Genomic DNA, 23,509 nt, shown 5'->3' on the forward strand with positions numbered 1-23,509 from the left:
AGCCGTTGCCGCTCAGCAGATTGGACGGCGGCGTGACGACACGCTGGTGGCCGTCGGCCAGACCCGCGGCGATCGCCTCGGGTGCGCTCGGCAGCGTCACCGGATCGCCAGGCGTCACGCCGAAGTCAGAAAGGATTTTCAGTGCATGCGGATCAGCCGGCGTCGGCGGATTGTCCGGCAAGGCCTGCGCGAGCCGGCTGAAGAAATCATTCGCGTCGAGCGCGGCGACCTGCGCGGCCGGCGTGCCGGAAGCGGCCGCGGCGGCGGCATCGGCGGCATTGCTGTGCGGCGGCGTAATCGATACCGAGCGCGTGTCGCCGGCATAGACGCTCAGCGGCGCGACGCGGATAGCGCGCTGCAGTTTGCGCACCGCCGTCAGGTCGCGGGTGCCGTTCGACTGGATGCGCACGCTCATCCATGCGTTGCGGGTCGGCACGTCGACGCGCGTCACGCCCTTGGGCAGATCGCCCTGCCAACCCGGGCCGACGAAAGCAATCGTTTGCGCTTTGATGCCTGCGGCACGGGTGGCGAACTGTGAGTTGGTCGACCACACCACGTTGGTCCACATGTCGAGCACGCGGGCGTCGACGTAGCGGCCGTGCGAGTCGGGCAGCGACACGATCACCGGCTCGCTGCCGACGTCCAGCCAACCGGTCGAGTCGAGCGTGTCGAGACTCGGCTGCAGCGGATTGGCCGCGCCGATCGGCGGCAAGGCCTGCGCGTGACGCAGCGTATTGATCGGCGCCTGGCCCGGATCGGTGCCGACCGCCGCGTCGCGCGCGACGCCCATCAGCACCAGCGGATAGCCGAACACATACGAATCGGCGACTTCGTCTTTGATCCAACCGGTGGTTTTTTGCGTCGTGGACGGCGTCGACGCACAACCAGCCAGAAATGCGAGGCCTGCGAGCGATGCGCAGGTCCAGCGAAGCGAAAACAGTTCTTGGCGATTTTTTATCATTCGTTCAGGTGGCAGAACGTGCGGTCCTAGGGAAAACGTCGGTGCGCAGCGGAACCTGTTTGCGTGGCCTCCCTAAGCCGAGCGCAGCCAGTCTGCGGCTCGCGATGCCGACAACATCGGGTTGTATCGTATCCTTGTTCGCCAGGCAAGCGCAAAGGCAGGAATAGCGCGTTGTAATGAGCGTACGGACACCATTTGCAGTACGGTTGACGATTTTGACCCTTCGCGCGCGGGTTCTTGCCTTGCTGACCGCCCTTACCGACCACTCGTCGCCCTTTTGTATCCGGAGCGTTTTATGTATATGCCCGCCCATTTTGAAGAGAACCGTCCAGAGGTTCTCCACCGACTGATCGCCGACCAGCCGTTCGGCGCGCTGATTACCCACGGGCCGAATGGGCTCGATGCGAATCATTTGCCGTTCGAGTTCGACGCGAAGGTAGTCCCCGGAGGGGGCGAAGCTGAGCCCGCCCACACCCACGGCATCCTCCGCGCCCACGTCGCCCGGGCCAACCCTGTCTGGCAGGAAGTCGCCGCCAACCCGGAAGCCCTCGTCATTTTCCAGGGCCCAGCCGCCTACATCTCGCCCACCTGGTATCCGAGCAAGCACGAGACGCATCGTCAGGTGCCGACTTACAACTATATGGTGGTGCACGCGCACGGCCGGATCGTCGTGCGCGACGATGAGGCGTTCGTGCGCGGCCTGGTCGCGCGGCTCACGCGCAAGATGGAAGCGGGCGAACCGGTGCCGTGGAAGATGGGCGACGCGCCGGCCGACTATATCGCCCAGATGCTGGGGGCGATCGTCGGTCTCGAGATCGAGGTCACGCGACTGGTCGGCAAGTGGAAACTCGGCCAGAACAAGGAAGCCGCCGACCGGCGCGGCGCGGCCGAAGCCCTGCTGGCACGTACCAGCGACGAACAGCAGGCAGTCGGCCAGGCCATGCTGGACGCGCCGCCGGCATTCTGAGCCTGATTGCTCAACAACCGTAGCGCGCCACAAAAACATCCTTGACCTTCCCATCATGGGAAGGTCAATACTCGGTTCATGATGCGGCCTGATGCCGTTACGAGCCTTGCCTACCATGACCGAACTTGCCACGCCGCGGCGTCCCGCGGACGCTACGCCCCCCCGTACCACCGAACTCGACATCGGCGGAATGACCTGCGCCTCGTGCGCGATGCGCGTGGAGAAGGCACTCGCGAAAGTGCCGGGCGTCGCGAGCGTATCGGTGAATCTGGCGACCGAAACGGCAACCGTCAATCCAAACGACGCGGCCTCGGGCGCTGGTGCCGACACCGACGCGCTGATCGCAGCCGTCAAGAAAGCCGGTTACGAGGCGACGCTGATAGCGCCGCCGGACGCACCGGCGTCCGTCAGCGACACTGCCGCCCTGGCCACCGCCGCAGACAGCAAACGCAGCCAGACCCGCCGCGAACTGGCGGCCGTACTCGCCTCCGCCGTGCTGACGCTGCCGCTCGTCCTGCCGATGGTCGGTGAATGGTTCGGCTTGCACGCGATGCTTTCCCCATGGCTGCAATTCGCCCTCGCCTCGATCGTGCAGTTCGTGTTCGGCGCACGCTTCTATCGCGCGGCCTACCGTGCGGTGCGGGCCGGCGCCGGGAATATGGACTTGCTGGTGGCGCTTGGCACGTCGGCGGCTTATGGCATCAGCGTCTATGAACTGGCGACCCATCCGGGCGACATGGCTCATCTGTATTTCGAAGCGTCGGCGGTGGGGATTACGCTGGGGCGCTTTGGCAAATGGCTCGAGGCGCGTGCCAAGCGCCAGACCACGGATGCGATCCGCGCACTCAACGCGCTGCGCCCCGACCGCGCGCGAATTCGCGTCGGCGCGGATGAACGCGAAGTACCGCTCGCGCAAGTGCGGGTCGGCACAGTCGTGATCGTGCGTCCCGGCGAACGCGTGCCGGTCGACGGGGCGGTGCTCGAAGGCCGCACTCATATCGACGAATCGCTGATTACCGGCGAGAGTCTACCTGTGCCGAAGCAGGCCGTCGATCCGGTCACCGCCGGTTCGATTAACGGCGAAGGCGCGATTGCGGTGACGACCACAGCGATCGGCGCGGAGACGACCCTCGCACGAATCATCCGCCTCGTGGAAAGCGCGCAGGCCGAGAAGGCGCCGATCCAACGACTGGTCGACCGCGTCAGCGAAATCTTCGTGCCGGCGATTCTGGCGATTGCGGCGCTCACGCTGGTGGGCTGGCTGATTGCCGGCGCGGGTGGGGAAACTGCAATTCTGAATGCGGTCGCCGTGCTGGTGATCGCGTGCCCGTGCGCGCTCGGACTGGCGACGCCAGCAGCCATCATGGCGGGCACCGGCGTCGCCGCTCGGCGCGGCGTGCTGATCAAGGACGCCGAGGCGCTGGAAACCGCGCATCGGGTGACTATCGTCGCATTCGATAAAACTGGCACGCTGACACTCGGGCAACCGTCGGTGACGGCTTTCGAGGCGATCGGCGACATCGGGCGCGACGAGGCCTTGGCGCTCGCCGCGGCCGTCCAGCGGCATAGCGATCATCCGTTGGCGCGGGCAGTGGTGAAGGCGTATGAAGCGGCACAAGCGGGCAATCTGCGAGACGAATTAGCGGCTACTGACTCGTCGGCGAATGGCGGCATTGAGGCGCAGGTCGATAGCGCGCTGGGCGCTTCAGCTTCTGCAGCAGTAGCGAAGGTTGCAACACTGACGGCAAGCGCCGCACGCGCGGTACCGGGGCGCGGCGTCGAAGCCGACATGCATGGCCGCACCCTGGCGCTCGGCAGCACGCGCTGGCTCAACGAACTCGGCATCCCGTTACCGACGCAACTCGCCGAGCGCGCCAAACAGCTCGAAGCGGCCGGCAACACGGTCTCCTGGCTAATGCAGCGCGCACCGCTTGAACCCACCGCGCTCGCACTGATCGCCTTCGGCGACACCGTCAAACCGACTGCCCGCGCAGCCGTCGAACGGCTCACCCGAATGGGCATCAAAAGCGTGCTCGTCACCGGCGACAACCACGGCAGCGCAGCGAGCGTCGCCGAGGCGCTCGGCATCGCCGAATTCCATGCCGAAGTCTTGCCTGACGACAAAGCCCGCGTGATCCGTGATCTGAAAATCCGCAGCACCGGCATCGTCGCGATGGTAGGCGACGGCATCAACGATGCCCCCGCGCTCGCAGCCGCCGACATCGGCATCGCCATGGCGACCGGCACCGATGTCGCGATGCAGGCGGCCGGCATTACGCTGATGCGCGGCGACCCGGCGCTGGTGGCCGACGCCATCGACATTTCGCGCAGGACCTGGCGCAAGATCCAGCAGAACCTGTTCTGGGCGTTCGTCTACAACCTGATCGGTATTCCGCTCGCCGCCTTCGGCTTGCTGAACCCGATGCTGGCCGGCGCGGCGATGGCGTTCTCGAGCGTCAGCGTCGTCACCAATGCGCTCCTGCTGCGCACCTGGCGCGGCGCGTCGGGACGTTGACGGTATATGCGTCGCCATATTACGTAAAGCTTTCGAAACCCCTAAAGATATGGGCAAATCGGCCGATCACAGACGCGAGTGGTCGTGTGATCGGCGCGCTGTTCGTGGGCGTGAACGTGGACAAGGAGATCCAGTCGGTCGAAGACGGCATCGGCGAAGGCCTCGCGCGGATTGTTTCGCAAGTGCGCAATGCATCGACGGACATGTCGGAAGGCACCGAAAAGATCGCTACCGGCAGCGGCAACATCGCCGCGCGCATTGCCACGCAAGCGAGCAGCCTCGAAGAAACGGCGGCCAGCATGGAAGAGATCACGTCGACCGTGCAGCAGAACGCCGACCATGCCGCGCAGGCCAACACGCTCGTCACGCATGCCGCCGATGCCGCGCTCGAAGGCGGCCGCGCCGTCGAACGCGTGGTCTCGACAATGGGCGAGATCAGCCGCTCGTCGCAGAAGATCGCTGAGATCACCAGCGTGATCGAAGGCATCACGTTCCAGACCAATATCCTTGCGCTGAATGCTGCGGTCGAAGCGGCGCGCGCGGGCGAACACGGCAGGGGCTTTGCGGTAGTGGCGTCGGAAGTGCGCGCGCTCGCGCAGCGCAGCGCGGCTTCGGTGAAGGAAATCGAAGGCCTGATCGCCGCCTCCACGGCGACCGTTCAAAGCGGTTTCCGGATTGCTGAGGAAGCCAGCTCGACGATGCAGGGCATCGTTCACCAGGTCGGCCAGGTGCGCGCGATCATGGCGGAGATCAGCGTTGCGTCGCGCGAGCAATCGGGCGGCATCGAGCAGGTCAACCTTGCTGTCACGCAGATTGGCGAGGCGACCCAGCAAAATGCGACGATCGTCGGCGAGGCCGAACTCGCAGCCGCCGAGTTGCGCGATCAGGCTGCACGGCTTGCGCAGGTGGTGAGCGTGTTCAAGCTGGAAGCCGGGCGGGATTGAGGTGTAGCGTTTGGTTTGGCGAAGCGGGTTGCCGAGCCGCCGCCCTCAATGCCACCGCTACCGGCAACGGTGATCGCAACGGCAGTGGCAATAGCGATGCCGCGCTCTCATCAAAACTCGACATCCAGTTCGTCGATCTCCTCCACTTCCTGCTGCGAGTCCGCGATCCACTGCTGCATTTCAGGCAGCGCCATGATGCGCTGCCCGTATTCGACAATCTCGGGATCCAGCTTCACGTCGTAGGTAACAAAACGCGTCACCACCGGCGCGTACATCGCGTCCGCCGCGCTACGCTCGCCAAACAGAAACGGGCCGCCGTACTGCTTCAGGCACTCGCTCCAGATCGTCACGATGCGATCGATATCCGATTGTGCCCGCGCCCACACCTTGAAGCCCGGGAAATGCGCTTTGAGATTCATCGGCAATGCCGAGCGTAGCGAACCAAAACCCGAATGCATCTCGCCGCAAATCGAGCGGCAATGCGCTCGCGCGCGGACGTCTTTGGGCAATAGCGCCGCTTCCGGCGTCAACTCGTTCAGGTATTCGGCAATCGCCATGGTGTCCCAGATCTTGATGCCATCGTGAAAGAGGCACGGCACCAGGATCGACGGCGACAGCAGCAGCAATTCGGCGCGCGCGGCGGGATCGTCGATCGGCATCACGATCTCTTCGAACGGCAGGCCGCTGAATTTAGTCAGCAACCAGCCGCGCAGCGACCACGACGAATAATTCTTGCTGCTGATAGTGAGCGTGGTTTTCGTCATACGGTTCTCCTCCAGATGAGGCGTTCAGCCGACGCCTGACGATGCGCATGCACGTTGCCGTGCGCGGACGCACCAAAGCGCGGCAATTTCGGCCCGCTTCCATGACTCGCGCAAATGCTATGCCAACGTGCAGGGACGGCCGCGCCAGTACGACTGCATGATTGGCACATGACTTGCCTCTATTCGGGTTCCTTCCTTTCCTGCACTCGTGCGAAGGTTATGAACCTGTTCGCATATCCCACATACCAGGCTTTCGCCGACATGATGCTGCCGATGCGGCACGGCGCTGCGCTGGTGAATCATTCGCTCGACGCCTGGCCCGCGTTCGGCGACACGTCGCATGGGCGCTCGATACGCGCGGCCTGCGAACTGTTGACCCTCGCTGGACTCACGCCTGTCAGGCCGCCGTTCGGCATCGATAGCGTGGTGACGGAAGGCAATCCCGTACAGATCGTCGAGGAAGTGGTCGCGCACACGCCGTTCTGTTCGCTGCTGCATTTCCGTAAGGACGCCACGCTTTCGCATCCGCAACCGCGCGTGCTAGTGATCTCGCCCATGTCCGGCCACTTCGCGACGTTGCTGCGCGGCACCGTGCTCACGATGCTGGCCGAGCACGACGTCTACATCACCGATTGGCACAACCCGCGCGACGTGCCGCTAAGCCAAGGCCGTTTCGGCTTCAACGAATTCGTGCAGCATGTGATCGACTTCACCGAAACGATCGGACCGGGCGCGCATCTGCTGGCGGTGTGTCAGCCGACGGTCGCCGCTTTGGCCGCGGTCGCGCTCATGGCCTCCGACGATAACCCCGCGCAGCCCGCCAGCATGACGCTGATGGCGGGGCCACTCGACACGCGCATCAACCCGACGCGCGTCAACGAACTGGCTAAAAGCAAGCCGATCGAGTGGTTCGAGCAGAACCTGATCAGCGCGGTGCCGTTCGGTTTTGCGGGCGCGCACCGTCGCGTGTATCCCGGCTTCGTGCAGCTGACTGCGTTCATGTCGATGAACCTTAGCCGCCATCTCGACTCGTTCGAGACCATGCATTACGAGCGCGCAAAAGGCGATCCGGCGAAGGCCGACACGATCCGCACTTTCTACGAAGAATACTTCGCGACGATGGACCTGACGGCCGATTTCTATCTGGAGACCGTCGATACGGTTTTTCAGCGGCATGCGCTACCGTTGCATGAGCTCGAGGTGGAGGGGCGGCTCGTGGAGCCTTCGAAGATCCGCCGCACTGCGCTGCTGACCGTGGAAGGCGAAAAGGACGATATCTGCGCGGTGGGGCAGACGCTCGCCGCGCAGGATATGTGCGACAAGTTACGGCCGTATCTGAAGACGCATCATGTGCAGACCGGTGTGGGGCACTATGGTGTGTTCAACGGGCATCGGTGGGAGCGGCAGATTTATCCGCGCGTGCGGGCCGTGATTTACGACAACGAACCGCGTGCGGTGGTGGTGAGTTCGCGGGCGCGCACGATTCAGCCGATGTCGGTCGCAGCGGCTTCTGAAGTGACGGCGGCAGCGCCGGCTGCGGCTGCAGTGGTCGACGTCGAAATAGATACCGGCGCGACTACTGCCGCGCCGAATGGAGCCGGCTCCGCCGCCAAGCCGCAGCAGGAGGCGTCACGGGCGCCGCGCCGGCGGCCACCCGCGACGCAATAGTGAGTCAAGCCGCGACACTCTTCCATGGCTGCACCGCCGGGACTTCGCACGGACCTTCGACTTCGATCGACTTGAAGTCGGCCGGCGACACGATTTCGATGTACTCCATATCTTCAGAGTAATCGAACAGATAGTGGACGATGCCCGGCGCCTGATGCACGCAATCGCCAGCGGCGACGAGCGTCTCCTTGTCGCCGTACATGAAGCGCGCCCAGCCCTTCAGCATGATCACAATGTGGAAATCGGCCTCATGGCGGTGCCAACCGGTGCCTTGCTCTGGTGCGTGATTCGCCTTGACGAGCTGCGCAAGCACCTTGCCGCCGGTTGCTTGCGCGATGCCTAAATCACGGTAGAGAAAAAAGTCGCGTAGGCCCTGATCCACGTAGGGCGTGTCTTGTGGGCGGACATGGCTGAACTGCGTGGCGAATTCGGTGGACATGATCGCGCTCCTGGAGAGTGAGCCGGCAGTTGAAAACGACGCGTTGGAGCGTCGGTTGCAAGCATCAAGCGGGCCAGTTTGCGGGGGTGACTATGCGTTTCGCGGAGGCGATCAGGTGGGCACCGCGCCGCATTGCACGGCGTGAGGTGCTTCAAACGCTTTGGGTGCTTATGCGGTCGGGCGGAACATCTCGAACATCGCGCCGATTCCCGCGTAATCCGCACGATAGCCGGCGCGCATGATCGGCTGTGCGGCGTGCGTGTCGAACAGGCCGTCCTTCAGATAGGCCTCGTTGATATGGACGCCGACCACTTGTCCGAGCGACAGGTAGTTGTCCATCGGCTTGCCGTCGAGGGTATGCAAACGCACAACTTGCAGCAGTTTGCATTCGAGCGCGGCCGGCGATTCGGCAACGTGCGGCACGGCGACATTGCGGCCCGGCGCAGGCGTGAGGCCAGCGAGTTCGAATTCGTCGACGTGCGGCGCGACCGGCGCCGAGGAACGGTTCATCTGCTCGGCGAGCGGCTTGCTGGACAGATTCCAGACGAATTCGCCGGTGGCTTCGATGTTGGCGATGCTGTCTTTACGGCCTTCGCTGCAGAAGCCGATGATCGGCGGGAAGCTGGCGAACGCGCCGAAGAAGCTGTAGGGCGCGAGGTTCAGCGTACCGTCAGTGGCGCGCGAGGAAATCCAGCCGATCAGGCGCGGGGCGACGATGGCTTTGAACGGGTCGTGCGGGAGGCCGTGACCGGCAGCGGGGTCGTAGAAGTAGTGGGACATGGTTTGTGTTGGGCGTTTGCGGGTGAGGCGGGAGGTATTTATACCGCAGACTCGCTGGGGCTGCAGGGGGCGGGTTTGGAGAAGTGCGGCTGTCGGCTACGCCGGATTTTGTGTTTCCCGTTCATGGGTGGACTCTCCGGATTCGTTGAGCCCACCCATGACCGTTAGCCGGATTTACAGGCTAAGACCTGTATTTGGCATTGACAGGCTGTGGACTGTATTTTTGCCGAACAGGTTGGGTTGAGAAGTAACCCGATGGGCCAGCTGCGACGGCATGATTAGTCGGATTCCAGAGTCCCCTTCAAGCTGTGCGCGCGCCGCGCCATTAACCGCGACTAATCACCCGCTTGCGGCCTTCCTTGACTCGCGCCAAATGCGCCTCGTCCCATTCATAGAAACCTGCGCCGCTACGCACGCCGACGCGCCCCGCGTCTACCTGCTCACGCAGCAGATCAAGCACGTCTTCATCTTTAGCAAGTTCCGGCATCAGATGCGTGGAGATGTCGAGGAAAGTGTCCAGCCCGCCCATGTCCGCGCCCTCGAGCGGCCCGACGATTCCCCACCGGCGCCCGAGCGACGCCTTCATGACCCGATCGACCACATCAGGCGTCGCCGCGCCCGAGCGCACGATGTTCAACGCCTCGCGCAGCACCGCGAACTGCAGCCGGTTGCCGACAAAACCCGGAATCGCCTTCGTCAGCACCACCGGCTCCATGCCGATCGCGCTCATCAATGCAGCGGTACGTTCAGTGACTTCCGGCGCGGTCGCGGTACCCGGCACGACTTCGACGAGCGGGATCATGTGCGGCGGATTCCAGAAATGCGCGATCAGAAAACGCTCCTTCGCGCGCAGCGGAGCAACCAGTTGATCGGGCGGAAAACCGCTGGTGTTGCTCGCGAGAATCGCATCGTCTGCCATCAATCCGGCCAGCGACGCATACAGGCGATGCTTCAGTTCGAGTACCTCGGGAATCGCCTCGATCACGAATCGCGCCGACGCCATGACGTCGAGCTGCGCATGCGTCTCGATGCGCGCAAGCGCCGCCTGTTTGGCAGCGTGGTCGATGCGTCCGGCGTCGATCAGTTCGTCGAGCACCGCTTCCGCCTTCGGCGCAACGCTCGCGAGGCGCGCCGGGTCGACGTCGTGAACGATCGTCCGGTGCCCGTGCAATGCGCTTTGCGTCGCAATACCGACGCCCATCAATCCCGTGCCCACTACGCCTATGACTGCCTTGTCCACGCCGCGCCCCTGCTACCGTCGATGAAAGCTTTCAAGCATAGCGCAGCGTGCCCGTTTTCAAGACCGAACGTGACAAAGCCGGTCTTCCGCGAGGAAGGACCGGCTTTGTGGACTTCACGCCGCGTCATGCGGCGCCGTCATACGCGCATTAGTAACGCGGGGGCGGCGGGCGATGGTCGCCGTGGTCGTCGTGGTGATGCGGATCGTAGTCGTGCGGATGATGATGCATCCAGTCGTCGTGCGCCCAGTAGCGATGGCCGTCCCAGTAACGATCGCCATGCCAGCCGATGTTGATCGACACGTCCACCGGCATCATGTGCGGCTGACCGTAAACCGCCGGTCCCGGACCATTCTCGACGACCACTCGTTCCTCGGCGAAAGCGCTACCGGCTGCGAGCAACGCGCCGCCCGCCAGCAAGGTTGCAATAATCGAACGCGATGTCTTGTTAAAGGTTTTCATAGTGACCTCCCATGCAAAGTTTTGTATCAAGCCAGCGCCCGTGTTCGGTCGGCATCGAACCGCGATTTTGGGTTCGGACCAGACGCCGTACGCTTGAGACCAACTTTAGCGGCGCAAACCGCATGGAGACGTGAGCACTTGTAAGCACACATTTCGTAGAAAGGGACTGATGATTGGCCACCCTTTCGGCGTTCGCCGCCCGTCTACAGCGCATGCGCGATGGATCGACGGAATGGCACGGCGGCACCGTGTCAGCCGCCGTTACATTCATTTCGGCCGGGAAATATTCGGAAAGACGGGATTGGTGGGCACCGCACCAAAAACAAAAGCCACGGCACGCGTTTCGCGGGCGGTGGCTTCAATGATGCGAGGCGCACTCAATGTGCGCGCCCATGCGCGGTGGTCCGCGCTCAGGCCGTACGACTTTGCTTTTTAGTCAATCAGCTTGATGCCGAAAAACGTAGCTTGCGCTTTGCGCTGGCGCTCGGCTTCGCTGCAACGCGCTGCGTACGAGTAGTCCAAATCCATTTCCAGATGGGGCGACGCAAAGAGGCCCCGGGCCTTTTGGAACAATGCAAGAATGAAGCTCATAGCGACTCCCGGTTGGTTACTGTGCTTGCTAGGGTTTTCCCTTAAGAAGGATTATAGGGTTTTCCCTAGGCAAAAGCTAGTGCAATGCAGCAATTTCTCGGGTGTGGTGTGTTGTCACAGGTTTTTTGTCCATGGTGCGTCGCATCATGACAACGTCCCTGTTTTTCATATTTCAGGGTCAAAAGCTTCCGACTACTGAAGCGTAGTCGACTGCGGCTTCCTGCTGCGCGTGGGTTTCGTGCTCGTCACGCTTTTGCGAGGGTTGACCACGGCGGCATCGACCGCGCCTGCCGCGGCGCTCTCCGCCCGCATCAATGTCGCGCTGTTGACGGACACGATCAGCCCCGGCAGCGTCCGCGCGGCGGTCACTGAAGATCAGTGCGAATTGGCTGCTTTCGGCTTGTGCGCGTGCTGTGCTCGCGCGCCACGTTTGGCATGAGCGGGCGTGGCCGCCGCGGCTGTCTGAGCAGCCGCGGTTGCGGCTGCGTCGGAAGCCGCATTAGCCCCCGCAGCGTTCGCCATCGCCATGTGGGTGTCGAGCAAGCTGGCCATGGCGGCCTGCTGGTTCTGCATCATCTGTTCGATGCGGTGCTGCTGGGCGGTGGTTTCACGCGTCAGGCGCATCAGGAGCACGGTCTGCGTGATGCCGATCGCGACGGTCATCAGCAACGCGCCCACCACGATCGACAGCATCCATTTCATGCGGCGCGAATGATCGGTCGCGGCAAGGCGTTGGTCGGCGATCACGCCATACAGAGCATCGACGGTATCGGCAAAGGCCGTCGCACGCGCACGGTCGAGTTCAGGCGCGGCGCGCAGCGCTGCCGCGGCAGCTTCGGCGCGTTGGGCTTCCCGGAAGGAGGGCGCAGCGAAGGCGGCGTTTGCATGCGCAAATGACGATGCGGATGCGTTTGCGGGCGCAGATGCAGACGCATTGCCAGACGCCTTGACGGCCGGCCTCGGCTCAACAGCCACCGCGCCAGACTCGGATTCAGACGCAGACGCGGACTCGGCCGAGGACGACGCACGCTCCGCTCCCGCATTCGCGGGTTCGGCGCCTGCCGCTTCTCGCGAAGCCGTCGTCGCCTTCGCGAAGGTCGCCGCGAAGCGCTGCGGTGGCATAGGCGGCTTGCCACCGCCCAAGGTCGATGCAGTCGCTGTCTCTGTCGTCGTGGCACCCGGCTCGGCCGCCTGACGCAGCGCGGTCACGCTGCGCGCCACGGTCGCCGCCGCCATCGCAGGCGTGAGCGGCACAGCCGCGTCACGGGCCGATGCCGTCGGCTTCTCATCGGCCGGCGCCTCTGCGGCTGACTTCGAATCTTCGAAAGCCAGCTCGCCAACAGGCGACATCGTGGCCTCCACGGCCTCCGTCTCCAACCCGCTCAATTGCGCATTCACTGGCGCCGGTTCATCGGACTTCGTGGCACGAGGCGCGCGGCGCGTCGCCCTTGCCTCCAGCGGCACACCATCGGCGTCGATCGCGCCGACCGCGGCCAGCACGACATCGGGTAATTCAAAACCATGCAGCGTGCCTTGCCGGACGTCGATATTCATCGCCTCCAGCGTGGCGCGGGTGGGATCGTCGGGGAACAGGTCGAGCGTGCTGTCGTCGCGTGAGGCATCGCTCAGTTGCGCGAGACGTTGTGCCGAGCGCGCGGCGCGCGCCAGCTTGTTTTCAGTTTCGGTCGAGACGGTGGCCTGACGCCGCTTCTTCGAAGCGGCGCGCGGAGGCCGGGACTGCGTGGATGCTGCGGAATCTGCCATAGAGAAAAAAGCGGTCGTCGCCGGAAAGCGGGCGCCGAGCACCGCTCGTCAATGCCATTGGAATTTTTCGAGACCGCATTGTCGCATGGCCGCCCGCCCCTGCCGAAGCCATTCGCCGACGTTTTTCCGTTTTTAAGACGACACCTCGTCCTGCCGGAACTGCCTGACACCGTGCCGCTGACGCAAGCGTGCGCAGATCGCTTCACATTCGGTAAAGCGTATTCCGCATCTGTGACGGAGTGTCAGCGGCAGCCGTTTGCTTTATGCTTGGCCGCACGCCGCAGCGAGAGCCAAAGTCCGCAGGCGTTTCGAATGACCGCGCTTGACCAACCGAACTATGCAGAGCATGACCCCTTCCACCGCTTCGACGATCACGCTCGCCACCACACTGCGTGATCACTTCACTCGTGTGGTGCTGCCGCTGTGGCGCGGGCCCGGTTTCAACACCGCGCTGAAGCTGCCGTACGAAGCGGTCAGCGCCGAGGGTCCCGAGCCGTTGCCCGCGGAACGCTATCGGGCGATGGCGTGCGCGCGGCAATTGTTCGTGTTCTCGCAAGCAGGCGATGCGGCGCATGCCCAGGTGCTATTCGATTCGCTGATGCACACTTTTCAGGACACACGCCACGGCGGATGGTTCTATAGCGTCGATGCGCAAGGCGCGCCGCTCGACACCACCAAAGACCTGTACACGCATGCGTTCGTGGTGTTCGCCTGCGCGGAATACGGTGGCCGTTCCGGCAACCGCGACGCGCTGGAAGTCGTGCATCGCACGTCGGCCCTGATCCAGTCGCATTTCGCTGCCGACGGTGATCTGTTCAACGCCGCGCTCACCGCCGACTTCGCCAGCGTCACCGGCGCGCCGATCCAGAATCCCTTGATGCACCTGACTGAGGCCTGGCTGGCCGCCCGCGACGCCACGCGCGACAACGCCTTTGACGCCCCGTTGCGCCGTCTTGCCGGCGCGGTCGCGCATCATTTCGTGCATGCCCTGACCGGCTGCATCGCCGAATTGCCGATCGGCGCGGACGACAACCGTCTGGAACCGGGCCATCAATTCGAATGGTTCTGGCTGGTCAAGCAGGCGGGCGCGTTGTTCGAGGCCTCAGGTCTCGACGAATCGCTAACGCGCGCGTTCAGCTTCGCGCAGCACCATGGCGTGGATCCACAGACGGGCGGCGTGTGCGCCTCGCTCGACGAAACTGGACGCGTCAAGGACGCCACGCAGCGGATCTGGGCTCAGACGGAATACCTGCGCGCACTGGCGAGCCACGACGACCCTGCTGCGCTCGCCGCACTGCCGCGGCAAATCGAGCTTTTCCGGCAACGCTTCCTGCGACCGCAAGGCTGGTTCGAATGCAAAACGGCCGCCGGTGACGTGGCGCGTGCCGACATGCCGTCGACCACCCCCTATCACCTCGCGACCGCCTATGACGCGTTGCCGGGCTAAGCGCCGGCCGCCGTCTCCCGGACATCGGCGTTAAAAGCCGACTGACCGGTCATTCAATATGCTTCGCGTTGCCAAGGTCCCCAATCGGCGCCGGCAGTTTTAAATCGCGTGTAGGTCGCGCTTTGTCCGGTGGGGGTTTCCGATGTGTCGCCGTGCGGCTTTTTATCGGTGGTGTGAAGGGCGAAAGCCTGGTGGTCGTCGGTATCGACCGTGATACGGCCGACCGGGTCCGGAGCGTCTACTTGAGGTAATTTCGACTCCAGTATCGCGAGATAGGGGGTCAAACGACTCCAGAACGAGGTGAGTTCTTCTTGCTGATAATGTGTCAATGTTTTTCCTGGACGTGTAATACAAGCAGTCTACCCTACGGGCTGGGGCACCCCTCCAAAATGCTTTCTGGGCCCCAAAAGGGCCCCATCAGGGGAATACCCGAATACTTGTTGATTGGCGTCCATCATAAAGACGTGATACAACTCGTACTTCGCGCTCGATCTCGTGTTGAGAAATAGCGGTCGCGAATGCAACACACAACATTTACTGGATTAAAAATGGCAACAGGTACTGTGAAGTGGTTTAACGATGCAAAGGGCTTTGGCTTCATCACCCCGGACGACGGCGGCGAAGACCTGTTTGCACACTTTTCGGAAGTTCAAGGCAGCGGCTTCAAGTCCCTGCAGGAAAACCAGAAAGTGACGTTCGAAGTCAAGCAAGGCCCGAAGGGCAAGCAAGCTGCGAACATCCAGCCGGCCTAAGTACCAACAGGTACTTTGAGGCACGCTTAGGCGCTTGCGTCTGATGCAAAATGGCCCGCTTCGGCGGGCCATTTTCTTTTGTAGATGCACTCTTTTGGGGCGCTCGTGCGGCGTCTGTACGATTTAAATGGCCCGCATCGCCGACCGCCCAAACCCCGCCGTTTGCCCTCGCGTGTCGTCCATTTGTTGCATCCGCAACACAGTTTCCGAAATTTCGAATACGGAAACCGCCTCCTTCAGTTGCTGCGTCTGTTGATGCAGTGAGGCTGCCGCTGCGGCAGCTTCCTCGACCAGCGCCGCGTTCTGCTGCGTCATCTCGTCCATCTGCACCACCGCCTGGTTGACCTGTTCGATGCCCGTGCTCTGCTCGAGCGACGACGCGCTGATCTCCGCCATCATCTGCGTGACTCGCGAAATCGATGCGGAAACGTTGCTCATCGCTTCGCCCGCATGCTCGACCAGCGCCGAGCCGCCCTGAATCTCGGCGACCGATTCGCTGATCAGCGTTTTGATTTCCTTCGCCGACTGCGCGCTGCGCTGGGCGAGCCCGCGCACCTCGCCCGCCACCACGGCGAAGCCACGGCCCTGTTCGCCCGCGCGCGCCGCTTCGACGGCGGCGTTCAGCGCGAGGATATTGGTCTGGAACGCGATGCCGTCGATCACCGAAATGATCTCGGCGATCTTGTCCGAGCTTTGCGCGATGCCACGCATCTTGTCGACCACCTCGTTGACCACCTCGCTGCCGCGCGAGGTCGCCTCCAGGGCGGTTTCGGCGAGGGCATTGGCTTCCCGGGCGTGATCGGCGTTCTGGCGCACCGTGGCGGTCAGTTCCTCCATGCTCGACGCGGTTTCTTCGAGCGACGCTGCCTGGTTCTCGGTGCGAGCCGACAGATCGGCATTGCCGGTGGCGATTTCGTCCGCGCCGAGGTGAATCGAGTCGGCGGATTCACGCACGGTTTGCACGGTGCGCGCCACGCTCGCCTGCATTTTTGCGAGGCCCGAGAACAGACGGCCGATTTCATTGGTGCCGCGCGAAGCGATCGGCTGGTCGAGGCGCCCTTGCGCAATGCGGTCGAAGTGACGGCCGGCTTCTTCCAGCGGCGCCACCACGCCCCGGCGCAGCGCCGCATACACCGCAAACGTCCCGACGACCAGCAGCAACAGGATCGCGATACTGACGCCGCGGAACAGGGTCATGCGTGCGTCGATCGAATCGAGCGACGCGCGGCTCGCAGCGTCGCCGAATTGCACGAAGTTGTGCGACTCGGTGAGGTACGCGTCCTGGAAGCCTTGGGTCGGCTGGTCGAGGAAGGCCTGGATATTGTTCGCGTCGAGAAACTGCACCAGTTCCGCGAGCGCGTCGTGCAGCTTTTTATAGCGCTCAGCGAGCGCCGCAGCGCGGGTGCTATTTTCGTCGCTGGTCTTCTGCGCGCTCATGAAGGCGCCGAATGACTGATCGGCCGCCGTCAGCTGTTCGCGGGCGTGCTGCACGATGTCGGCCGGCTCGCCACCACCGCGCACCATGCGCGTACCGGCGCGCGACAGGTTGATGCGCGCATCCATCAGATGCCGGGTCGTTTCATTGACCGCATCCACCTGCTTCAAGGCGATGTTCGACAGATCGCCCACGTCGTCGTGCGTGCGCGTAAGCGACCAGAACCCCAAACCCACCGTGACAAGCTGGAAAACGCAGAACGCGGCCAGAACACACAACAGGCCGGATGCGACCTTGATCTTGCTGAACATCGTGAACACCTGAAAGCAAAGAATGACGGGAGCTACGTCAGGGTTAACGGCAAGGCCGAACTTTGCTTGAGATCAATATCGGCAAAAATCGTCTTACATCCCCTTTTCATCGGCCAACTCCGCAATTCCCGTCAAATTGCGCAACAATGCCGCGCAGATATTTCGGATTCACCTTGACGTGATGCATCGGCGCTTCCTAGAGTGGGTAGGGACTGCACACCGCACGCCAGTGCAGATGCCACTGCGGGCCACGCCCGAAGGAATCACGATGACCGACATCCTCGACCGGGCCCGCGGCGCACTGCATGCCCAGCCGTTCAGCATGCTGCTAGGCGCCGAGCTGATGCACACGGGCCCCGACGAACTGACGCTATGCCTGCCGATCCGCGATGAACTGCGGCAGCAGCATGGCTTTGTGCATGGCGGCGTCATCAGCTATCTCGCCGACAATGCGCTGACGTTCGCCGGTGCGCTGTCACTCGGGCCGAAGGTCGTGACCGGCGAGTACAAGATCAACTATCTGCGGCCGGCGGTGAACGGCATGCTGATCGCGCGGGCGAAGGTCGTCTATGCGGGCCGGCTTCAGGCGACCTGTCAGTGCAACGTGTATGTGACGGAGGGTAACCGCGAGAAGCTCGTCGCCGTTGCACAGGGCACGGTTAATCGCATTAGCGACAACGGCGAGCACGAACCGGTGGGCTGAACGAGCGCGTTTCGTGTCAGCGCGTAGTAGAGACATACCTAGGACAGGCAGGTCTATCAACAGGTCGCTCGTGGACTCATGCGCCTGGATGCCTATTGGGTGCCCCATAAAAAAGGCCGTTCCCGCATCAAGCGGGAACGGCCTTTTCACTTTTCACATCACCAACGCTTTTCGATCAGGCGGGCGACTCACTCCGCCGCGTAGGTCTTCTGCGTCTGCTCACCGAGACCTTCAATACCGAGACGGATCGTCTGGCCCGGCTTCAGGAACACCGGATTCGGCTTCACGCCCATGCCGACGCCCGGCGGCGTGCCGGTCGAAATCACATCGCCCGGTTGCAGGCTCATACACTGCGACACATACGACACCAGCTTGGCGACGCCGAACACCATCGTCTTCGTGCTGCCGTTCTGATAACGGTGGCCGTCCACTTCGAGCCACAGACTCAGGTTTTGCGGATCGGCGACTTCGTCGCGCGTCACGACCCACGGGCCGATCGGACCGAACGTATCGAAGCCCTTGCCCTTGTCCCACGTGCCGCCGCGTTCGATCTGCCATTCGCGTTCCGACACGTCGTTGATCACGCAGTAACCGGCGACGTAATCGAGCGCGTTGGCTTCGTCGATATATTTCGCGGGCTTGCCGATCACCACGCCGAGTTCGACTTCCCAGTCAGTCTTCTTCGACCCGCGCGGAATTTCGACGTCGTCGTTCGGGCCGCAGATCGCGCTCGTCCACTTGTTGAAAATCACCGGTTCCGACGGCACCGGCAGATTCGATTCGGCCGCGTGGTCCGCGTAGTTCAGCCCGATGCAGATGAACTTGCCGATCTTGCCGACGCACGGTCCCATGCGCGGATTGCCTTCCACGACCGGCAGCGAGGCCGGATCGATCGCGCGCAGTTTGGCGAGGCCTTCGTCAGTCAGCGCGGCGCCGTCGATATCGCCAACCACTTTGGAGAGATCGCGAATCTTGCCCTGTGCGTCGAGCAAGCCTGGCTTTTCCTGGCCTTTCGGCCCATAACGAAGCAGTTTCATCTTTGCACTTCCCTTTACGTTCAGTGGTATTCGGTTCGTATGTCAGTAGCTTTCAGCGTCCGTCAGTTCGACCAGCCGCCGTCGATCACATGTGCATGACCGGTGGTGAACGACGATTCGTCAGACGCGAGATACAGCGCCAACGCGGCGATCTCTTCCGGTTTGCCGATGCGGCCCATCGGCTGACGCGCGACAAAAGCCGCCTGTACGGCCTCGAGCGTCGCGCCCTGCGCCTTGGCCTGCTCGACGATCCGCTGTTCGAGCGACGGCGATGCTACCGTGCCCGGGCAGATCGCGTTACAGCGTACACCACGCGTGATGAAGTCTGCAGCAACGGACTTGGTCAGCCCGATCACCGCGGCTTTTGACGCGCTATATGCAAAGCGGTTCGGCACGCCCTTCACGCTCGACGCGGCCGACGACATGTTGATAATCGACCCGCCGCCCTTCTCCAGCATGGCGGGTAAAAACGCGCGGATCATGCGGTACATCGCTTTCGCGTTCAGATCGAAGGCAAAGTCCCAATCTTCTTCGCTGCATTCGAGGATGTTGCCGGCGTGCACGAAACCCGCGCAGTTGAACAGCACGTCGATCGCGCCGAGTTCAGCGGCCAGCGCCTTGATCGCCGCGCCGTCGCGCACGTCGAGCTTGCGCGCTTCGACCGGCTTGCCGGCGAGTCCGTCGGTGCGGATATCGGTGGCGATCACGCGCGCGCCTTCGCGCGCGAACAGTTCCGCGGTGGCGAGACCGATGCCTTGTCCTGCCGCGGTGATCAGGGCCGTCTTGCCGGCCAGTCTTTGTGTCATGTACGACTCCAGTTGAATGGGCTTTCGCTTGTGTTCGTCATTCGTCTTCGTCACATCAAAGTCGATAAAACGCCGCGGCGTTGCCGCCGAAAACCGCTTCACGCTCGTCGTCGCTCAACGACGAGAGCAAGGTGTTCGCCACCGAGTGCCAGAGCAGATAGTCGCCGTTCAGATCGAGCACCGGCCAGTCGCTGCCCCACATCAAACGCGCGGGACCGAATGACTTCAGCAGATGCTCGACATAGGTTCGAAGCGTTTCTTCGGTCCAACCAGGCGACGCTTCGGTGACGAGCCCCGACAGCTTGCAGTGCACTTGCGGTAACTTTGCGAGCCGGGTGATCGCATCGGCCCAGGTGGGCCAACCCGCGCGACCGTAACGGATCGGCGGCTTCGCACCGTGATCGACAACGATGCGCAGCGCAGGAAATCGCGCCGCGAACGTTTCGAAAGGCTCGACGTGCCGCGCGTAAATCAACGCGTCGAACGCGAGGTCGTGCGCGATCAGCGCTTCGATCGCGGGCGCGAGATCCGGGTTGGCAATCCACGTATCGTCCGGCAAATCCTGCAGCATCGGCCGCACGCCTTTGAATTTCGGCTCATGAGCTAGCGCTTCGATCACAGCCGGCGCTGTGGGCAACAGCAACGGCACCCAGCCGACCACACCGGCGATCGACGGTTCATGCCGCGCGATGTCCAGCAAGTAACGAGTTTCGTCGAGTGTCGCCGCCGCCTGCACCACCACCGTCCGCTCGATGCCCGCTCTTTCACGCAGCGGTTTGAGATCGGCGGGACCGAACGGCCGGTACAGGATTTTCAGTTCCGGCGTGAGCCACTCGTAGTCGCCGCGAGCGGGGTCCCAATAGTGCTGGTGCGCGTCGATATGCATCGTCAAATCAATCCTCTGGTGCGGGCGCGCGGCTGTCGAGCAAGCCCTTGTCACGTAGCGCGGACCACAACTCCGCGGGGATCGGCAACTCGAACGACGCGGCGTTCTCACGCAATTCGTCGGCACTGCGCGCGCCGGTCAACACGCTCGCGACCGCCGGATGCGCATACGGAAACTGCAAGGCCGCGGCAGCAAGCGGCACACCATGTACCCGGCACACCGTTTCGAGCCGCGCGACGCGTTCGATGATTTCGGGTGGCGCGTCACCATAGTTGAATTTCAGATCGCCTTCGACGCCGCGCGCCAGAATGCCCGAATTGAACGCGCCGCCTAACAGGATGCTGACGCCGCGTTGTTCACATGCTGGGAGCAGGTCGTCGAGCGTGGTCTGTTCGAGCAGCGTATAACGGCCCGCGAGCAACGCGCAATCGATATCGAATTCGGCCATCCCGTCGAGTATGGCCGCGCCTTCATTGACGCCGAGGCCAACCGCCTTGACTGCGCCCGAGGACCGCAGATCATCGAGCGCACGAAAGCCGCCGCCTTCGGTCAGTTGCTGCCAGTAATGGGGGTTCTTGTCGCCATGCGTGACGCGGCCGATGTCGTGTATGAGAAGAATATCGATATCGATGAGGCCAAGGCGCTGCTGGCTGTCTTCGAACGAACGCAGAATGCCGTCGTGCGTGTAGTCATAAATCGCCTGGAACGGCAACGGGTCTTGCCAGCCTTCGCTGCCGTCGTAGGGCGTGGTGCGCGGCACGAAGCGGCGCCCGACTTTCGTCGACAGCACGTATTCACTGCGCGGATAGCCGCGCAATGCATCACCCAGTCGGTGCTCGGCTTTCGTGTGACCGTAAAGCGGCGCGGTGTCGAAATAACGCACGCCTGCGTCCCACGCAGCGGCAATGGTTGCGTGCGCTTCTTCTTCGGACAGGTCATGGTAGAGGCCGCCCAGGGGCGCGGTACCGAGCCCCAATCCGGTCACTTGTAGTGCGCTGCGGCCGATGCCGCGCCGCTGTTCGATCTTCGAACCGACCTTTGCCGTCATGGACTGCGTCTCCTGTGTCGATCGGAGTTAGCGCTTTAGCGCTTACTCCGGTCCCATGCAAAGCTGTCGATCGGAGTTAGCGCTTTAGCTGTCGACCGGAGTTAGCGCTAAAGCGCTTATTCCGGTCCCATGCAAAGCTCTTACTCCGATCCCATTTATGTTTTTAACACGTGCTGACGATGTTTGCCCGACGCATTGATGGCCGCGCAAATGTCCGCCAGATCGATCAGGCATTGAATAATGATAGACCGCTCAGTGCGGCTCGATCGCAACAACCCGATGCGGCGGTGCAGCGTTCGACGGCAAACAAGCCGGGCCCACCGGGTCGAAAGTCTTGTACGTCAGGATGAACTCCTGATGACCGAGCGTTTCCGATTTCGACGCCGCACCGAGCGACACCGCGACCGTTTGCTCGAACACTTCGCGGCCGACTTCGTCGAGCGTGCCGCGGCCTTCGAGAATGCGGCCTGCATCGACGTCCATATCGCCGGCGAGATTGCGGTACGTCGCGGGGTTCGCGCACACCTTGATGACTGGCGAAATCGCCGAGCCGACCACCGATCCGCGTCCGGTCGTAAACAGAATCACGTGCGCACCGCAGGCGATCAGTTCGCCGATTTCCGCGTTGTCACTGATGTTCGGAAAGCCGAAGCGTGGTTCGCCGTCAGGTACGACGTCGAGGAGGTAGAGGCCGCCTGTCAGCGGAACGTCGCCGGGTTTGATAATGCCGACAATCGGCGACGCACCGCTTTTCGCATACGCCCCCAACGATTTCTCTTCCTGCGTGGTGAGACCGCCGTCCGCATTGCCGACGGCAAAACTGCCGTGCCCAAGAATCGAGTAGTAACGCGCCGCCTTCGCCACACACGCGACAATTTCATCCCCGAGTTCCGGCCTCGCGGCGCGCGTTTTCATGTGAAATTCGCAGCCCACCAACTCGCCAGTTTCTTCGAAGATGCAAGTTGCGCCCGCGTCGATCAGATGATCGAACGCGCGGCCCACCGCTGGATTCGCAGTGATGCCGCTGGTGCCGTCCGAGCCGCCGCAAATCGTGCCGATCACCAGTTCGCTCAGCGCCATCGGCACTTTCTGCTGTGCGGCAAGTTGCTTGCGTGCGTCGCGAATCCAGTCGACGCCGTATTGAATCGTGCTGCGTGTGCCGCCTTTTTCCTGGATCGTCAGGACTTCGACGGGACGGCCACTCGCGCGCACCACGTCGACGAGGTAATGCTTGTTCATGCTCTCGCATCCGAGCGACACGAACAAAACCGCGCCCACGTTGGGATGCGTGGTGAGCCGCTCCAGCATCTTTTCCGCGTACCCATTCGGATAGCAACCGGGAAAGCCGATCAGATGCACCGGAGGTTCGCGCTCGGCTGAAGGATCGTCGAACGCATCGAGCGGTTCGCGAAACTGCGTGACGATCTCGCGCGCAACGTGATGCGCGCACTCGACCAGATACGCCACCGCGACCACATTGCGGATGCCTTTTCGGCCATCGCGGCGCAGATAGCCTTGCAGCATGGGCTGCTGTGCGGCGGCGGATGCTGCGGAAGTGTCAGTCATGATGATTCCAGCGCGGCGCGAGGCCACGTCATTGTGCCCAAGTCAGTGATGGACGAACTCATGGCCCGCGTCGTGCGTATAAGTGGGCAGGTAGTCGCTTTCGAGGTTGTGCGTATGCAGATGCGCACCGCGCACCACCGCCTCGGTCACGTGACCGATCACTGCGCCGTAACGCAGCACCTTGTCGTCTTTCGCGAGTTCATGGCGCGCGACCTTGTGGCCGAGGTCGATGGTTTTGGTGAGCGTCACGCGCTCGCCTTCGATCTCGACTTGCGTGCCCGCATCGAGACGCGCCGCCGCGATCAGGCAGTTATCCGCAGGGCTGAGCAGAATCAGGCGTTGGTCGGTTTGCGATGTCTCGGGCGCGTTCGGCATTTGCGTTGATTGCATCATTTGCAATGAGCGGCTGGTCAAGTGAGTTCTCC

At 62.8% G+C, this 23,509-nt stretch carries 22 protein-coding genes and 1 pseudogene; 7 read left to right on the forward strand and 16 right to left on the reverse strand.

Annotated elements, in window-relative coordinates; all coding sequences use genetic code 11:
- On the reverse strand, positions 1–961 hold a 961-nt coding region (locus GNZ12_RS01095), incomplete at its 3' end, for a DUF1254 domain-containing protein (RefSeq protein WP_172308615.1).
- Between the two features lie 295 nt (positions 962–1,256).
- Here GNZ12_RS01095 and GNZ12_RS01100 point away from each other — a divergent pair.
- The 3 genes and pseudogenes from GNZ12_RS01100 to GNZ12_RS01110 all read left to right on the forward strand — a co-directional run.
- Positions 1,257–1,928 carry an FMN-binding negative transcriptional regulator gene (locus GNZ12_RS01100; protein WP_172308616.1) on the forward strand — a complete coding sequence of 224 codons (672 nt, stop codon included), beginning with the start codon at positions 1,257–1,259 and terminating at the stop codon, positions 1,926–1,928.
- Positions 1,929–2,043: 115 nt separating this feature from the next.
- The gene (locus GNZ12_RS01105) at positions 2,044–4,443 is read left to right on the forward strand and encodes a heavy metal translocating P-type ATPase (protein ID WP_235993512.1); all 2,400 of its coding nucleotides are present in this window, start codon (positions 2,044–2,046) and stop codon (positions 4,441–4,443) included.
- Between the two features lie 143 nt (positions 4,444–4,586).
- Positions 4,587–5,387, forward strand: a pseudogene (locus tag GNZ12_RS01110) (methyl-accepting chemotaxis protein); the annotation flags it as partial.
- Between the two features lie 110 nt (positions 5,388–5,497).
- Here the strand turns inward: GNZ12_RS01110 and GNZ12_RS01115 are convergent.
- A complete protein-coding gene (locus tag GNZ12_RS01115; RefSeq protein WP_172308618.1) occupies positions 5,498–6,151 on the reverse strand; it encodes a glutathione S-transferase family protein in 654 nt (217 codons plus the stop codon).
- Positions 6,152–6,370: 219 nt separating this feature from the next.
- Between GNZ12_RS01115 and GNZ12_RS01120 the strand changes: the two genes are divergently transcribed.
- A complete protein-coding gene (locus GNZ12_RS01120; RefSeq protein WP_172308619.1) occupies positions 6,371–7,819 on the forward strand; it encodes a polyhydroxyalkanoate depolymerase in 1,449 nt (482 codons plus the stop codon).
- A gap of 4 nt (positions 7,820–7,823) precedes the next feature.
- On the opposite strand, the gene GNZ12_RS01125 is transcribed toward GNZ12_RS01120, so the two are convergent.
- The 6 genes from GNZ12_RS01125 to GNZ12_RS01150 all read right to left on the reverse strand — a co-directional run bounded on the left by GNZ12_RS01125 (position 7,824) and on the right by GNZ12_RS01150 (position 13,093).
- The gene (locus GNZ12_RS01125; RefSeq protein WP_172308620.1) at positions 7,824–8,258 is read right to left on the reverse strand and encodes a cupin domain-containing protein; all 435 of its coding nucleotides are present in this window, start codon (positions 8,256–8,258) and stop codon (positions 7,824–7,826) included.
- A 168-nt stretch (positions 8,259–8,426) separates the two neighbouring features.
- Complete coding sequence (locus tag GNZ12_RS01130) at positions 8,427–9,038, reverse strand: flavin reductase family protein (protein ID WP_172308621.1); 612 nt, start codon at positions 9,036–9,038, stop codon at positions 8,427–8,429.
- A 325-nt stretch (positions 9,039–9,363) separates the two neighbouring features.
- The gene (locus GNZ12_RS01135) at positions 9,364–10,239 is read right to left on the reverse strand and encodes a 3-hydroxyacyl-CoA dehydrogenase family protein (protein ID WP_216673055.1); all 876 of its coding nucleotides are present in this window, start codon (positions 10,237–10,239) and stop codon (positions 9,364–9,366) included.
- A 187-nt stretch (positions 10,240–10,426) separates the two neighbouring features.
- Positions 10,427–10,738: a hypothetical protein gene (locus GNZ12_RS01140; protein WP_172308623.1), complete on the reverse strand. Its 312-nt coding sequence runs from the start codon at positions 10,736–10,738 to the stop codon at positions 10,427–10,429.
- Between the two features lie 432 nt (positions 10,739–11,170).
- The gene (locus GNZ12_RS01145) at positions 11,171–11,329 is read right to left on the reverse strand and encodes a hypothetical protein (protein ID WP_172308624.1); all 159 of its coding nucleotides are present in this window, start codon (positions 11,327–11,329) and stop codon (positions 11,171–11,173) included.
- A gap of 375 nt (positions 11,330–11,704) precedes the next feature.
- Complete coding sequence (locus tag GNZ12_RS01150) at positions 11,705–13,093, reverse strand: hypothetical protein (protein WP_172308625.1); 1,389 nt, start codon at positions 13,091–13,093, stop codon at positions 11,705–11,707.
- A gap of 337 nt (positions 13,094–13,430) precedes the next feature.
- On the opposite strand from GNZ12_RS01150, the gene GNZ12_RS01155 reads away from it, so the two are divergent.
- The gene (locus GNZ12_RS01155) at positions 13,431–14,540 is read left to right on the forward strand and encodes an AGE family epimerase/isomerase (protein ID WP_172308626.1); all 1,110 of its coding nucleotides are present in this window, start codon (positions 13,431–13,433) and stop codon (positions 14,538–14,540) included.
- Positions 14,541–14,593: 53 nt separating this feature from the next.
- Here GNZ12_RS01155 and GNZ12_RS01160 read toward each other — a convergent pair whose 3' ends face one another.
- A complete protein-coding gene (locus GNZ12_RS01160) occupies positions 14,594–14,869 on the reverse strand; it encodes a hypothetical protein (protein WP_172308627.1) in 276 nt (91 codons plus the stop codon).
- Positions 14,870–15,088: 219 nt separating this feature from the next.
- Between GNZ12_RS01160 and GNZ12_RS01165 the strand changes: the two genes are divergently transcribed.
- Complete coding sequence (locus GNZ12_RS01165) at positions 15,089–15,292, forward strand: cold-shock protein (RefSeq protein ID WP_007178724.1); 204 nt, start codon at positions 15,089–15,091, stop codon at positions 15,290–15,292.
- A 123-nt stretch (positions 15,293–15,415) separates the two neighbouring features.
- Here the strand turns inward: GNZ12_RS01165 and GNZ12_RS01170 are convergent, their stop codons facing one another.
- Complete coding sequence (locus GNZ12_RS01170; RefSeq protein WP_172308628.1) at positions 15,416–17,038, reverse strand: methyl-accepting chemotaxis protein; 1,623 nt, start codon at positions 17,036–17,038, stop codon at positions 15,416–15,418.
- Between the two features lie 268 nt (positions 17,039–17,306).
- Between GNZ12_RS01170 and GNZ12_RS01175 the strand changes: the two genes are divergently transcribed.
- The gene (locus tag GNZ12_RS01175) at positions 17,307–17,741 is read left to right on the forward strand and encodes a PaaI family thioesterase (protein WP_172308629.1); all 435 of its coding nucleotides are present in this window, start codon (positions 17,307–17,309) and stop codon (positions 17,739–17,741) included.
- Positions 17,742–17,929: 188 nt separating this feature from the next.
- On the opposite strand, the gene GNZ12_RS01180 is transcribed toward GNZ12_RS01175, so the two are convergent.
- From GNZ12_RS01180 to GNZ12_RS01205, 6 genes are all read right to left on the reverse strand, one after another.
- The gene (locus GNZ12_RS01180) at positions 17,930–18,778 is read right to left on the reverse strand and encodes an ureidoglycolate lyase (RefSeq protein ID WP_074289083.1); all 849 of its coding nucleotides are present in this window, start codon (positions 18,776–18,778) and stop codon (positions 17,930–17,932) included.
- A gap of 62 nt (positions 18,779–18,840) precedes the next feature.
- Positions 18,841–19,584 carry an SDR family oxidoreductase gene (locus GNZ12_RS01185; RefSeq protein ID WP_172308630.1) on the reverse strand — a complete coding sequence of 248 codons (744 nt, stop codon included), beginning with the start codon at positions 19,582–19,584 and terminating at the stop codon, positions 18,841–18,843.
- A 55-nt stretch (positions 19,585–19,639) separates the two neighbouring features.
- Positions 19,640–20,470, reverse strand: coding sequence for an amidohydrolase family protein (locus tag GNZ12_RS01190; protein ID WP_172308631.1), 831 nt, complete (start codon positions 20,468–20,470; stop codon positions 19,640–19,642).
- 7 nt (positions 20,471–20,477) lie between these two features.
- Positions 20,478–21,518, reverse strand: a complete 1,041-nt coding sequence (locus GNZ12_RS01195; RefSeq protein ID WP_172308632.1) for an aldo/keto reductase — start codon at positions 21,516–21,518, stop codon at positions 20,478–20,480.
- 252 nt (positions 21,519–21,770) lie between these two features.
- Complete coding sequence (locus tag GNZ12_RS01200) at positions 21,771–23,084, reverse strand: UxaA family hydrolase (RefSeq protein ID WP_172308633.1); 1,314 nt, start codon at positions 23,082–23,084, stop codon at positions 21,771–21,773.
- A gap of 42 nt (positions 23,085–23,126) precedes the next feature.
- Entirely contained in the window at positions 23,127–23,459 is a 333-nt protein-coding gene (locus GNZ12_RS01205) for a UxaA family hydrolase (protein WP_172308641.1), read from the reverse strand.
- Positions 23,460–23,509: the final 50 nt, after the last annotated feature.

This window comes from Paraburkholderia solitsugae (assembly GCF_013177695.1).
GTDB classification, from domain to species: Bacteria; Pseudomonadota; Gammaproteobacteria; order Burkholderiales; family Burkholderiaceae; genus Paraburkholderia; species Paraburkholderia solitsugae.